At 35.5% G+C, this 12,803-nt stretch carries 12 protein-coding genes and 1 riboswitch; of the genes, 8 read left to right on the plus strand and 4 right to left on the minus strand.

Annotated elements, in window-relative coordinates:
- The first annotated feature begins 57 nt into the window (after positions 1-57).
- Positions 58-225: riboswitch (M-box (ykoK) riboswitch) on the plus strand.
- Between the two features lie 312 nt (positions 226-537).
- From mgtE to ACERII_RS17635, 5 genes are all read left to right on the plus strand, one after another.
- Positions 538-1,908 carry a magnesium transporter gene (mgtE, locus tag ACERII_RS17615; protein ID WP_373644072.1) on the plus strand — a complete coding sequence of 457 codons (1,371 nt, stop codon included), beginning with the start codon at positions 538-540 and terminating at the stop codon, positions 1,906-1,908.
- Positions 1,909-2,104: 196 nt separating this feature from the next.
- Positions 2,105-2,779, plus strand: coding sequence for a magnesium transporter MgtE N-terminal domain-containing protein (locus ACERII_RS17620; RefSeq protein WP_373644073.1), 675 nt, complete (start codon positions 2,105-2,107; stop codon positions 2,777-2,779).
- 289 nt (positions 2,780-3,068) lie between these two features.
- The gene (locus ACERII_RS17625; protein ID WP_373644074.1) at positions 3,069-3,980 is read left to right on the plus strand and encodes a metal ABC transporter substrate-binding protein; all 912 of its coding nucleotides are present in this window, start codon (positions 3,069-3,071) and stop codon (positions 3,978-3,980) included.
- A gap of 769 nt (positions 3,981-4,749) precedes the next feature.
- Positions 4,750-5,073, plus strand: a complete 324-nt coding sequence (locus ACERII_RS17630; protein ID WP_373644076.1) for an MATE family efflux transporter — start codon at positions 4,750-4,752, stop codon at positions 5,071-5,073.
- A 731-nt stretch (positions 5,074-5,804) separates the two neighbouring features.
- Entirely contained in the window at positions 5,805-6,683 is an 879-nt protein-coding gene (locus ACERII_RS17635; RefSeq protein WP_373644077.1) for an SMP-30/gluconolactonase/LRE family protein, read from the plus strand.
- Positions 6,684-6,746: 63 nt separating this feature from the next.
- Here the strand turns inward: ACERII_RS17635 and ACERII_RS17640 are convergent, their stop codons facing one another.
- Both ACERII_RS17640 and ACERII_RS17645 read right to left on the minus strand, forming a co-directional pair.
- The gene (locus tag ACERII_RS17640; RefSeq protein ID WP_373644078.1) at positions 6,747-6,902 is read right to left on the minus strand and encodes a hypothetical protein; all 156 of its coding nucleotides are present in this window, start codon (positions 6,900-6,902) and stop codon (positions 6,747-6,749) included.
- 286 nt (positions 6,903-7,188) lie between these two features.
- The gene (locus ACERII_RS17645; protein ID WP_373644079.1) at positions 7,189-8,739 is read right to left on the minus strand and encodes a glycine betaine uptake BCCT transporter; all 1,551 of its coding nucleotides are present in this window, start codon (positions 8,737-8,739) and stop codon (positions 7,189-7,191) included.
- A 287-nt stretch (positions 8,740-9,026) separates the two neighbouring features.
- Here ACERII_RS17645 and ACERII_RS17650 point away from each other — a divergent pair, with 287 nt between their 5' ends.
- Complete coding sequence (locus tag ACERII_RS17650; RefSeq protein ID WP_373644080.1) at positions 9,027-10,214, plus strand: PcsB-like coiled-coil domain-containing protein; 1,188 nt, start codon at positions 9,027-9,029, stop codon at positions 10,212-10,214.
- A gap of 102 nt (positions 10,215-10,316) precedes the next feature.
- Here ACERII_RS17650 and ACERII_RS17655 read toward each other — a convergent pair whose 3' ends face one another.
- Positions 10,317-10,865 (minus strand): GNAT family N-acetyltransferase, encoded by a 549-nt coding sequence (locus ACERII_RS17655; protein WP_373644082.1) that lies wholly within the window; start codon positions 10,863-10,865, stop codon positions 10,317-10,319.
- A gap of 168 nt (positions 10,866-11,033) precedes the next feature.
- Here ACERII_RS17655 and ACERII_RS17660 point away from each other — a divergent pair, with 168 nt between their 5' ends.
- Together ACERII_RS17660 and ACERII_RS17665 are read left to right on the plus strand one after the other, a co-directional pair.
- Positions 11,034-11,183: a hypothetical protein gene (locus ACERII_RS17660; protein WP_373644083.1), complete on the plus strand. Its 150-nt coding sequence runs from the start codon at positions 11,034-11,036 to the stop codon at positions 11,181-11,183.
- Positions 11,184-11,351: 168 nt separating this feature from the next.
- Positions 11,352-11,987: an FMN-dependent NADH-azoreductase gene (locus ACERII_RS17665; RefSeq protein WP_373644084.1), complete on the plus strand. Its 636-nt coding sequence runs from the start codon at positions 11,352-11,354 to the stop codon at positions 11,985-11,987.
- A 482-nt stretch (positions 11,988-12,469) separates the two neighbouring features.
- On the opposite strand, the gene ACERII_RS17670 is transcribed toward ACERII_RS17665, so the two are convergent.
- Positions 12,470-12,742 carry a DUF1292 domain-containing protein gene (locus ACERII_RS17670; protein WP_373644085.1) on the minus strand — a complete coding sequence of 91 codons (273 nt, stop codon included), beginning with the start codon at positions 12,740-12,742 and terminating at the stop codon, positions 12,470-12,472.
- Positions 12,743-12,803: the final 61 nt, after the last annotated feature.

Below are 12,803 nucleotides of genomic sequence, written 5' to 3' on the forward strand. Positions count from 1 at the left end.
AAAGTTATTGACAGTTTTTTATCCCTACTGTAAGGTGTTCATTGTGATAATAATTTAATAATTCCTCGTTAGGTGAGGCTCCTGTGCTGGAGATATGCTGCTGCCCAAAAATGTCCAAAGACGCCAATGGGTCAACAGAAACCATCGACATAAGGTGGTTTTTAACGTAGCTGGATTTTAATCCTATGCCGCACAGTGCTAAAGCTCTACGAATGGAGGGAAACGTTTGTGTATCTCTATGCCTAGTTTAGGTTTATTTAGGTACGGAAATTTACTGTGTATACAACCACCTTCGTTCGTAGAAGGTGGTTTTTTATTTTGTTTTGGAGGTGGTATGAATAATGGATAGTGACCCCTATATGTATATGTTTGTAGTAGTAGCGTCAACAAAAAATGTTAGTTATGATTCCTTGACCATACCACTTGGTTTTGAGAATTAGGACTAACTCAAACCAAAAACAGAAGAAGACGACTTTATATTACGAGAGTATTTATGATTAATCCTCCATGTAATAAAGTCCGAGGAGGTAAACGGAAATGAACAGATTAAATGAAGAAGCTCGAGTGGAATATTTTAATACAATTTTTAAGGCTTTAAAAAATAGAGATAAAAAGACTTTCCTTGAGTATTTTTTAGAATTGCATCCTACAGATCAGGTAGAGTTGTTTGAAGCTTTATATAAAGACAAACGACCTATGTTTTATGAATATCTTTCTGCAACAGAATTTGCGGATATTTTCCAGGGATTAGATATTGAATCTCAGAAGGAAGTCATTTTTGAATTAGACAAAAATTATGTTGCAGAAATGTTTAATTATATGCAGTCTGATGACATTGCAGACTTCTTAGGAGAAATAAATGAACCACATGCAAAAACAATACTAAATGCTATGGACAAAGAAGAGGCCGATGAAGTCATTGAATTAATGTCCTATCCTCCTGAATCAGCTGGTTCATTAATGACGAAAGAATTTATTGCAATAAATGCGTCTGAGACAGTTTCAGATGTAATGGACCTTCTACGTAAGAAAGGACCTGATGCAGAAACTATTTATTACCTTTATGTAGCCGACAGCAAAGACAAACTTGTTGGAGTAGTTTCTTTACGCGACCTAATTGTTGCGCCACTAACAGAGATCATCGAGAATCTCATGAGCACACAGGTGGTTTCAGTGGAGGCAAACCAAGATCAAGAAGAGGTTGCTAAATTAATTAAGGACTATGATTTGTTAGCAGCACCAGTAACCACTAGTACAAATGAGCTTATTGGAATCGTCACGGTTGATGACGTTATGGATGTATTAGAAGAAGAGGCAACAGAAGATTTTGATGATTTCACAGCTTCCAAAGGGGCGACTGATGTTAATATTACATCTTTTTCCGCAGCGAAGAAACGTTCTCCTTGGATTATTACGCTAATGTTCTTCGGGTTAATTACAGCAGGTGTTATTGGTCAATTTGAAGAAACATTGGAAGAAATAGTGATATTAGCAGTATTTATACCACTTATTATGGATTCAGCTGGTAATACTGGTACACAGTCTCTTGCTGTAATGGTACGTTCTTTAGCAACTGGTTCATTTGAGAGAAAAGGATTACTCCATACGGTCAAAAGGGAGTTTGGAACTGGTCTTATGCTTGGATTAATATGTGCTGTGGTATTAATGATCGTTATCCCTTTCTTATATGAAGGTGGTATTGTATTAGCAGCTATTGTCGGAGTATCTTTGTTCTTAACCCTTAGTGTTGCTACAATTATCGGTGCTGTAGTACCAGTAGCCATCAATAAACTAAAACTAGACCCAGCCATTGCGTCAGGTCCATTTATCACGACAGTGAATGACATCTTAGGTTTATTAATTTATTTTTCCATTGCTACGGCATTAATAGATTACTTGCCAAAATAAGTTAGAAGATGTGATAAATACGTTAAGGCACCATCTACATAGAGGGTGCCTTTGTTACTAAGTTAACTACAGCTTCTTATAATTCATGTGTAATTCAGGACTCATTTTCCTTGGATTTTGACTACAAATGTTTGTCGTTTATGTTTTGACTGTTGATGTAGAGCACTTGTAATTACTTATACGAGAAGGCGTTAGTATGAGGAAGAAAAAAGGTTTTGTAAACCGGGAGGAACTCACATACTACCTCTTTTTATATTTGAAAAACAAAGATAAAGATAATTTCCGGAAAGATTTTTTGGAATTACACCCAACAGATCAGGCTGAAATTTATAATCAATTTAGTGAAGAAAAAAGAAAGCAAGTATATACTTATTTAGCTCCAACAGAGTTTGCAGAGATTTTCCAAGGTCTTGAACTGAAAGAGCAAAAAACGGTGTTCGCTGAGTTAGACGACTTTGCCATAGGGATATTAAATGATCTTCCAGCAGATGAAGCAACTGATTTTTTCGGACAAATTCCAGACCACATCGCAGCGTATTTATTAAATAAAATGGACAAAACAGAAGCTGATAATATAAAGCTATTATTATCTTACAAGGAAAACACAGCTGGTTCACTAATGACTACTGAATTTATAACACTTAAATCGAATGAAACTGTATCTGATGTAATGGAACGTTTGCGAATAGCGGGAACGGATGCGGAAACAATTTATTATCTATACGTAATTAATGATGAAGATAAGCTCATTGGTGTTGTATCATTACGACGAACGGCTTCGTTACCACCCTTATTATTTCTGTATCAAATTCCAACCTATCTGGAACATAAGACAAGGATTCTTCGTATGAATAGTAAGAAATTATCTTGAAGATCTAATTTCAAAATGAAAAAAGGTATTGACACGTTTTAAATATATTATTTATAATGTATAATAAAGTTGCCCTAAGTAAACAAATATACCTTCGGACAAAAAAATACACCTTATACAAAAAAAGTTGGTTTTTTTTAGGTGGAAAGTTTCCTCAAGGCAAAAAGTTTAGGGGTGGACAAAAGGACTACTTACTGTAATAAATATAACTTATTCAAAGTTACTATCCTTAATCAAACTAAAACAAACTAAATATAAATAAAAAAGATACTTAGGAGGATGGAAGAGAATGGTCAAAAGTAAGTTATTTTTAAGTGTTTTTCTTATGCTAGGTTTCCTTTTAGCTGCTTGTAATACAGAGAATAATGAAAATGATAAAGAGGCTGCTGATGGATTGACAATTACAACGAGTTTCTCTGTTTTAGGGGATGTTATCTCACAAATTATTGGAGATCATGGTACTGTAGAATATATCGTTCCTATAGGGGAAGAACCTCATGAATATGAGCCAGTTCCTAGTGACTTCCAAAAAGTTAGTGATGCTGATGTATTTTACATCAACGGTCTTGATTTAGAAGAGTGGTTAGAAAGAATTGTATCGAATGTAACAGCAACTGACATTGTAGAGGTATCTGAAGGGGTAACACCAATTTCATTAATTGGTAATGATCAAGAAGATGATCCTCATGCATGGTTAAGTGCTAAAAATGTAATTAAGTATGTAAATAATATTGTAGAGGATTTAATTGAGAGAGACCCAGAGGGAGAGCCGATCTACCGTGAAAATGCAGATGCATATATTGCGAAGTTACAGGAACTTGATACTTGGATTGAAGAACAAGTCCAGTTAATTCCAAAAGAATATCGAGTAATTATAGTAAGTGAGAATGCATTTAAATACTTCGGTGCTGATTATGGGTTTGAGACAGAAGGTGTTTGGGACATTAACTCTCATGAAGAAGGTACACCACAACAAATTAACCGCATCATTGATATTGTTAGAGACCGTGATTTACCTGCAGTGTTTGTTGAAAGTACTGTTGATAAGCGTTATATGGAGACAGTATCTGTAAATTCAGGAGTACCAATTGGTGGAGAGGTATTCACCGATGCCGTTGGTGAAGAAGGAAGCGGAGCAGCATCTTATATTGAAATGATGAGGTCTAATGTAGAAGTTTTTGTAAATGGGTTAACACAATAAAGAAAAAAGGCACGAATGACTAACCATTATCGTTAGCATTCGTGCTTTTTTAAAAGATAAGCAGAAAGTATAACATTTTTGGACTTAGAAAGTTGTCTAGCTCCAGGCGCCATGACCTCGTGTCAAATAACCTGGCCGATTAAAAAGTAAAAAGCACTTTTATGTCTAGCTACATCCGCTATCTGCTGTGAAAAATAACCTTCCAGTTAGAAAAGTAGAAAGCACTTTTCAACTGAAAGAACATTTTTCTTCGCAGATATGCAAGCGGATTAAGCTTTTCGTTCGTCCAGAACATTTGCATTTCGGTCATGAAAGGGCCCCTTGTGAGTTTCTTATGGAGATATATTTACTTCACAAATTTTTCATTGATAAAACTTTTCACTTTTACTGTAGAAATAGTCACAATAATGATAATAATTACTGCTAATGTTTGGCTCATTATCGCCCCTCCCCAAAAGGTTTTCGTTAATCGAATAAATTTGCACAAGGGAAACTTTTGTTAATGTATTATATACAATGGAAGAGGTTTTGGTACATATATATATTCTATTTTAATGAAACTAGAGGTTGGAGCGGCAATGTTGTGAGATATAATTCTAAGAATACGTTAAACAAAAACTCAAATTAAAATAGTTGTTTTCATCTTTATATAAATGAGGCAAGATACAAAACGGAATGATTACGATCGTAATCATTCCGTTTTACTTTATATGCATTATACAACAACAAAATGTATTTTCTTAGTTATTTACATAAGGAGTGAACAGAAATGTGTAACAAAAGAATATTTATTTTAATTCTTACCGTATTTTTAGCAATGATTGCTTTAGCTGTCATGCAACCAACTGCTGGTGTTGCGGAACAAGTTATCTATTATTTTGACATACGTATTTGGGGCGCACCATTTACATTAATAAACTATGTTATTCTTGGCTGGCCTATTGGCTCTTCAAAAATAAAAGTATCATTAATACTACAAGCAGGCATGAACGTTACAAACATTGTTCTTAATGTACTCTTTGTTCATTCTTTTTCTATGGGTGTACAAGGAGTTAGCTTTCCCAGTTATCTTAGCAATGTTTACTTCTATTGAAGAAGTCCAGACAACGGTTTTTATGTATATGGTTTGGGTACTTGTTTATCCAGTGCTTGGAGTTTGGGGTTTGCAGTTAAACGGTATATTTTCTGGGGCTACAGAAGTAAAACAGGTTAGAAACTCATTAATAGTGGCGATGATTGTATTTCTATTAATAATTTATTTTTTCGTTCCAAGTTTTCAAAACCACGGACTCTGGCTTGCGTTCAGTATGTTTACCCTAATGAGAACACTAGTGTTATGGTACTATCTTCCCGTATTAAACAAAAAATTATTTGATTAATAAGATGTGGGAAAGTGTAAAAATGATTAGTCAGAATTGAACAAGGTATATCTTTATATAGATCAATTGTTCTACTTTTTAATGGTTTGAAACCCCCTCAGTGGGCCTTTTAGGGCGAGGCCGATAAGAGAGGCTTTCAGCCGCAGAGAAAACCACCAGTTCACACTGGTGGTTTGGATCATTATCATTTCTACTACCCACTGGAGTTCGCGGAACGACGCTCATTTCATATACAGTTAAATGTAAATATACTTCATAACGTTTGAGTACAGACCACTTTTTTGGTGAAAAACAGCAAAATATTCGATCAGTGTCATTTAGCTAATTGAAATGATGGTGTGCATTCTTTTCATGTTATTATAAAAACAGACTATTTTTGGAGATAAGTTGGCCTGTATTTCACTACTAGGTGGCATGAGGAAAAACAATAAATGGAGGGGATTGTATGCAATACGAAGTAGAATTAGTCGTAGATGCAAAAGCTACGTTAGGAGAAGGACCTTGTTGGGATGAGGAGAATCAACTACTGTATTGGGTAGATATTGAAGGGAAAAATATCCATGAATATAATCCCACAACAAATGAAAATAGATCAATAATAGTTGAAAAAATGGTGGGCGCGATTGTCTTACGGAAGCAAGGAGGAGCTATTGTTGCTACAGAAAATGGATTTCATTTTTTAAATCTCAAAACAGGGGAGACGGAAGAAATCCACGATCCCGAAAATCACTTACCAAATAATCGATTTAATGATGGTAAATGTGATCCCTATGGACGATTTTGGGCAGGAACAATGGACAGGTATGCTACGAAAGGAAAAGGTGCCTTATATTGTATAGATAATAATTTGATTGTAAGTCAAAAATTAGACAATGTGGGTATTTCAAATGGGTTAGCGTGGTCACCAGATCATAGTTTTATGTATTACATAGACACATTAACAAAGAGTGTTGTTCGTTTTGATTATGATTGGAAAACAGGAGAGATAGGTAACCAAAAGGAAGTAATTCGTATACCAGATGGAGATGGTCTACCTGATGGACTTACAATTGATTCAGAGGGGAATCTTTGGGTAGCACATTGGGGGGGAGCGAAAATAACGAACTGGAATCCTGTAACTGGTGAGCTTTTAGAAACAATTTCAATACCTGCATTGAACGTAACATCCTGTACATTTGGAGGAAAGGACTTGGACGAATTATACGTAACGACGGCTAGAACAGGAACGGATGAAAAGACACTAGAGGATTTTCCACATGCAGGAGGAGTATTTAAAGTGAAAACTGTAAAAAAAGGGATTAAAACTTATAGATTTCATGGATAGAATCCTATTTGTGAAGATATATAATGTTAGTTAACTATTTATAAAAAGAAGTTACTTTGATATTTATTTTCCAAATGCTTCAATTATCTGTTCCATATCGGTTAATGGGGTAAATAGTTCTGAGGATAAAATGCCTTTTAAGTACAAAGAACCGATTATAGTAATGAGAATAACCATTGAAATTGTTAGTGCCGTGTTGATGATACCAGATGATGGCATGTAAGTCTTCCCTCCTTCAAAAATAAGTAGTCTCTTTTTCCTAGTTGTTTAAATAATAACGATATCAAAATAGGTATTAATACTTAGATCCTTAGAATCATAATACATTAATTCTGTAAAGAATATAAGTGGTTTGACACAAAAATAGTCCATTAGATACAAATTACCTATAAATAGATTCGGTCTTAACAACTATAGGAATTCTCTAGCAGTAATCGTTTGAAATTCGGTTAAAATAGAAGGAGGTTGTCTCATGCAAGCGATTGAGACAACCTCCTTTGATGTTTTACAATGGATTCATCTGATCTTCTGGATTTTCTCTTCTTCTTCTTAAAATGACTTTTTCTTCTACAGCTACTCCTTTTGATTTTATTTCGCTCTTAAACGCCTTTAGCATGGAAAAGGTTGTCATAAAAAGAACAATTGTTAATGGGAAAGCACTTACGATTATTGCTGTTTGCAGGGCCTCTAATCCACCTGAAGCCATTAATACAACAGCAGATGCTGCTAAAATAAGACCCCATGCGTACTTTATAATATTAGGAGGTTCCGTGCTACCATTTGTTGTCTGCATACCTAGAACAAAGGTTGCGGAATCGGCAGAAGTGATAAAAAAGGTACTAATTAGAAATATAGTAATTGCTGCAAGAACTCCACTAAATGGTAACTGCTCATAAACAAAGAATAAAGCAGTTTCAAGCGTTTGTCCTGCTATATCTAGGCCCATTGTGTGCTGATAAAAGATCCCAGTACCACCAAATACACAGAACCATAATGTACATACAAAGGTTGGAGCAACTAACACTGCAAGCACAAATTCTCTTACTGTCCTTCCTTTGGAAACGCGAGCAATAAAGGTGCCAACGAATGGAGCCCAAGCAATCCACCAAGCCCAATAAAAAATAGTCCATCCTTGTAACCAAGCTGCATTCCCAGAATCAAAAGGAGATAATCGTAGCCCCATTGCAGGTAAGTTTTGAATATAACTCCCTAAAGTGGTTGTAAAAAGATCTAATAAAAAAATAGTTGGGCCTAATACAAGCATTGCAACGAATAGGATCACAGCTAAAGCCATATTAGTATTACTTAAATATTTAATTCCTTTTTTAATCCCTGTTCCTGCACTTATCAAAAATAGGATAGTTACAATAGAAATAATGAGTAACTGGATGGTAAAGTTATTAGGAATTCCTGTTAAGTAGCTTAGTCCACCATTTATTTGAGCCGCACCTAAGCCTAGGGATGCACATACCCCAAAAATGGTAGCAAAGACTGCTACTATATCAATGATATTTCCAGTTTTTCCTTTTGCTTTTTCACCTAGTAATGGAGTCAATGTTGCGCTCATTAGTCCAGGATACCCTTTTCTAAATTTAAAATAAGCAATGGCAAGTGCAATGGTTGCATAAATAGCCCATGCGTGGAAGCCCCAATGAAGGTAGGTATATCTTAAGCTCAGAATAGCTGCTTCTCCTGTATTCCCTTCTATAAACGGAGGATTTGCATAATGAGATATAGGTTCTGATACTCCAAAAAATAATAATCCTATTCCCATTCCAGCACTAAAAAGCATAGCAAACCATGTTGGACGACTAAACTCAGGTTTGTCATCATCTTTCCCAAGCTTAATTCTTCCATATTTACTGAAAATCAGAAAAATTGCAAAGACGAGAAAAAAAGTAGCTGCAATCTGATAGAACCATCCAAAATTTCGAAGGAAAAAACCAAGAGCAACGTTCATAACACTTCCTAAATGTTCTGGTGAAATAACTCCCCAGAGAACGAAAGTAACTGACATTGCGATAGAGATCCAAAAAACGGAACCGACTTTATTCATCGCTGATGCCTCCTTTTTTTGTAGTCTTTGATAAGTGGCTTGTTTTATTCTCTAGAACTAAATTGTTGTTATGGTTAGAAAGTCATTTGACTAATTAAGTAGTCTAGATCCAGCCTTTTTTTATACAAATAAAAACAAAACTATTCTTTATAGCTGATGTTTTGTCACACTACTGCAATATTCTTATTACCAAATTGTTACGTTTGTCTGGTATTGTTAGTTAGGACAAGCAATAGAATGGAAGTCTACAAAGGTGGACACTAAATAACTCTTAGGAGGAAGACGGTGTGCTTAAGAAGTTCATGATATTTATCATACTCATCGGTCTTACTTCATTATTTGTTGCCGGTGAAGTATTAGCCACAGAAGCACTTGAGGAAGACCAGGAAAGGCTTCAACAGGAGCGTGAGGCTGTTCAGTCTGAGCTATCTGATGCAAAGGATTCACTTGTTGAATTGGCCCAAAAGCTTGAACAATTAAATAGTCAGCTCTCTGATCTCCAGAATGAGATTGAGTTAAATGAAAATCACATAATGGAAACAGAAGAGAATATTGCAGTAAACGGATTAGCGATAGAAAAGCTACAAGCAGATATCGAGCTGTTACAAAGTGATTTGGATAAACGTGTGGAATTATTGAAAGGACGAGCAAGCTCTTATCAAAAAAATGGGATTGATAGTGCTTCCTATATACGAGTAATATTAGGAGCAGATAGTTTTAGTGATTTTGTAAGTCGTGTATTCACAATTTCAAAAATAGCACAAGCTGATAATTACTTTATTACTCAACTAGAAAACAGTCAACAAGAACTGGCAGAAGCACAAGGAAAATACGAAGAAATTATGTACGAATTAGTAAATCAAGTTGTTGAACTTGAAAATGTTCGTGCAAATATAGGAGAGAAACAAGCAAAGACAAAGATGTTAAGAGATGAAATGAAGGAAAATGAAAAAAAGCAAGAAGTACTTATTTCTCAACTAACTGACAAAGAAAAAGATATCGCTTCTCAACAGGAAGAAATTCGTAAGGAGATTGCTGAACAAGTTCGCCTACAAGAGGAAGCTCGTGCGAAAGCTGAAAGAGAAGCAAGAGCTAGAGCACAACAAGAAGCTGCGAAACAATCAGTTAGTAGATCAAGCTCATCTGGTGGACAGAGTAATTCTACAACCAGCTCGCAACAAGCTGGTAGCTGGAGGACTTTTACCGCAACGGCTTATACAGCGTATTGTACTGGCTGTTCAGGAGTTACGAGTACAGGAATTAATTTACGATCAAATCCTAATGCCAAGGTCATTGCTGTGGATCCTAATGTAATCCCACTAGGCTCAAGGGTGGAAGTGCAAGGATATGGAACATTCTTGGCAGCAGACACTGGCGGAGCAATCAATGGTAACATTATTGACATCTTTATGCCGAATAGAAATGATGCATTAGCATTCGGACGGAGAACTGTGCAAATTCGAGTGTTGCACTAAATAGGAAAATTAATAAACACATGTAGCTACTCTTTATGAGAACTACATGTGTTTTTTTTCTTTGAAGTAATCTAATTATTTTCAGTTGTGGAAGGTATGTGTTTAGTTTAGGTTATCTCTATGTTGAGATAAAGTCGCAATATTGTCCCAACCAAATGCAATTTCTTCTAGATCTTTCCCACCAATGGTTGTATTTTTCTTGTATACTTCCTTTCCATTCAAATGATGAAAAAAGGAGCAAGAATCATGGTGTTGAAATGTCCATAAGGCCATGGATGAGTGGTGGAGAGAAACTAAATGATGTGCAACACTTTCAAATAGCTTTAGTCCTAAACTTTGCCCTTGTGCGTGTGGGTGCACATACAATCCATAAAGCTCCCCGGTATAACCAATACGTAGTCGAGCATCTCTCATTGTTCCTCCTAAGGAAAAACCAACAATCTTTTCTTGTTTGTTTACGGCAACAAAATTCATCGTTCCTCCTTGGATGGTTTTCGGGAGGTCATTTTGCCATCTTCTTTCTCTATCACTATATGTAATTTTTTCAATGGTTTCTGAAGGAAATACGTTGCGATACGCTGAACGCATACAATCCACATGTACATGAGCAATTTCCTTCCAATCATGAATAGTAGCTTTTCTAATTTGCATGGGTACATTCCTCGCTTTTCTCTGTCCTATTAATAATCTTAACAGGTTGTAATCATAAATACACTGAAAATCAATCTATTGCGACGCAAAAAATAAAAAATACAAACTACTAAAAAGGAATGAAAATATATAGATAATGTATACACTACAGAAGTGGAGGTGATACATATGAATGATAAACCAACTCATTATGACGGCAGTTTTCATCATAATGAAGCTACAAGTGATAACTCAGCTGGAAGTGATACGTTTCAAATTAAGGATGAAATGAGAGCAAACATAAGTGGAAATCCTTTTGTAGAAGAAATAACCGAATGAAAATGTAATTCTATTAAGTACTAAGTAATAACCTCGTAGGCTGTGGTATGAACGTGGATGTTTCGAAGGTAACGATCTTTTGAAACATCTTTTTTATTTTTGAACACATTATATCAGGGTATTAACACAAAATAAGTGTAGTTTCATTACGAAAGGAAGGTTTTTTACATGACGAAGGTTTTATATATCACAGCACATCCCCATGATGATACTCAATCCTATAGTATGGCAGTAGGGAAGGCATTCCTTGATACATATAAGGAAGTAAATCATGAACATGAAATTGAAATACTTGATTTATACAAAGAACATATACCAGAAATTGATGTTGATGTGTTTAGTGGCTGGGGAAAACTAAGATCTGGAACAGATTTTGAAGAGTTGTCTTTTGATGAGAAAAAGAAAGTGGGAAGACTCTCCGAAATAAGTGATCAATTTGTATCGGCAGATAAATATGTTTTTGTATCTCCTTTATGGAATTTCTCCTTTCCACCTGTTTTAAAAGCGTATATTGATGCTGTATCTGTTGCAGGAAAGACCTTTCAATATACCGAGCAAGGACCAGTGGGGCTATTAACAGATAAAAAAGCGTTACATATTCAGGCGAGAGGTGGGATTTATTCGGAGGGGCCAGCAGCGGCTATGGAAATGGGGCACAGATACCTTGATATTATCATGCAATTTTACGGGGTTCCTTCCTTTGAAGGCTTATTTGTAGAAGGACACAATGCTATGCCAGATAAGGCAGAGCAAATAAAAGAAGATGCCATTGCACGAGCAAAGGACTTTGCTCACACATTCTAAACGTTAAAGGTAACGTGAACCCCTTAACACATACGTTAAGGGGTTCACTCTGCTATATGGGTAATCGAATAATATTTAAGGAAAGTAAGTTTTGAGGGGATTCAATAGTGGGAAGATAATTATTTTTTTGTTTCATCAAGTTTTTTCATCATGCTACCGTAGTAAAATGCTACTTCTTTTCTAAGTTCTGCTTGTTCCGCGAAAATCTTCTCTTGTCCTTCAGAAAGAGATTTTACCTCTTCAGAAAGAGATTTCTGTCCTTCAGAAACAGATTTTACCTTCTCAGAAAGAGAATTCTGTTTTCAGAAACAGATTTCACCTCCACAGAAAGCGATTTTTGCTCTTCGGAAAGAGAATCTAATTTCTGTAGAATTTGTGAAAGTATTTCTTCCATTTCTTTCACCTCCTTTTCTCTATTATATGACAAAAGTTGGACAATCAATAGAAAAAAGAGAGTAGATTTTCCACTCTCTTTTCATGCGTTATTCGCTTTCTTCATCCATCATAGTATCAAAAGCAGATGTTACTGTATTAAATTCATCATCATCTTCAATAGGGGAAAAGGTTCCATCATCTTCTACTTTCATAAAGAATACATCAATATCTTCGTCACTTTCTTCTTGTATGTCTTCTACGAAACCAACAGCAACATATTCTTTGTTTTCTAGTGAGATAGTGGCTAACACTTCCACTTCATGATCTTCGTTATCATCATCGCTTATCGTAAAAACTTCTCCAATTTCTAACTTGTCCATCATACCAGCTCCTATAGAAAAATGGTTATCATTCTAATGTTTTCCTTTATGGAAGAATTTA

Source organism: Evansella sp. AB-rgal1 (assembly GCF_041820985.1).
Classification (GTDB): Bacteria; Bacillota; Bacilli; order Bacillales; family Salisediminibacteriaceae; genus Evansella.

Coding starts and splice junctions, on each gene's coding strand:
- mgtE (WP_373644072.1), top strand. CDS start 538: ATGAACAGATTAAATGAAGAAGCTCGAGTGGAATATTTTAATACAATT.
- ACERII_RS17620 (WP_373644073.1), top strand. CDS start 2,105: ATGAGGAAGAAAAAAGGTTTTGTAAACCGGGAGGAACTCACATACTAC.
- ACERII_RS17625 (WP_373644074.1), top strand. CDS start 3,069: ATGGTCAAAAGTAAGTTATTTTTAAGTGTTTTTCTTATGCTAGGTTTC.
- ACERII_RS17630 (WP_373644076.1), top strand. CDS start 4,750: ATGTGTAACAAAAGAATATTTATTTTAATTCTTACCGTATTTTTAGCA.
- ACERII_RS17635 (WP_373644077.1), top strand. CDS start 5,805: ATGCAATACGAAGTAGAATTAGTCGTAGATGCAAAAGCTACGTTAGGA.
- ACERII_RS17640 (WP_373644078.1), bottom strand. CDS start 6,902: ATGCCATCATCTGGTATCATCAACACGGCACTAACAATTTCAATGGTT.
- ACERII_RS17645 (WP_373644079.1), bottom strand. CDS start 8,739: ATGAATAAAGTCGGTTCCGTTTTTTGGATCTCTATCGCAATGTCAGTT.
- ACERII_RS17655 (WP_373644082.1), bottom strand. CDS start 10,865: ATGCAAATTAGAAAAGCTACTATTCATGATTGGAAGGAAATTGCTCAT.
- ACERII_RS17660 (WP_373644083.1), top strand. CDS start 11,034: ATGAATGATAAACCAACTCATTATGACGGCAGTTTTCATCATAATGAA.
- ACERII_RS17665 (WP_373644084.1), top strand. CDS start 11,352: ATGACGAAGGTTTTATATATCACAGCACATCCCCATGATGATACTCAA.
- ACERII_RS17670 (WP_373644085.1), bottom strand. CDS start 12,742: ATGGACAAGTTAGAAATTGGAGAAGTTTTTACGATAAGCGATGATGAT.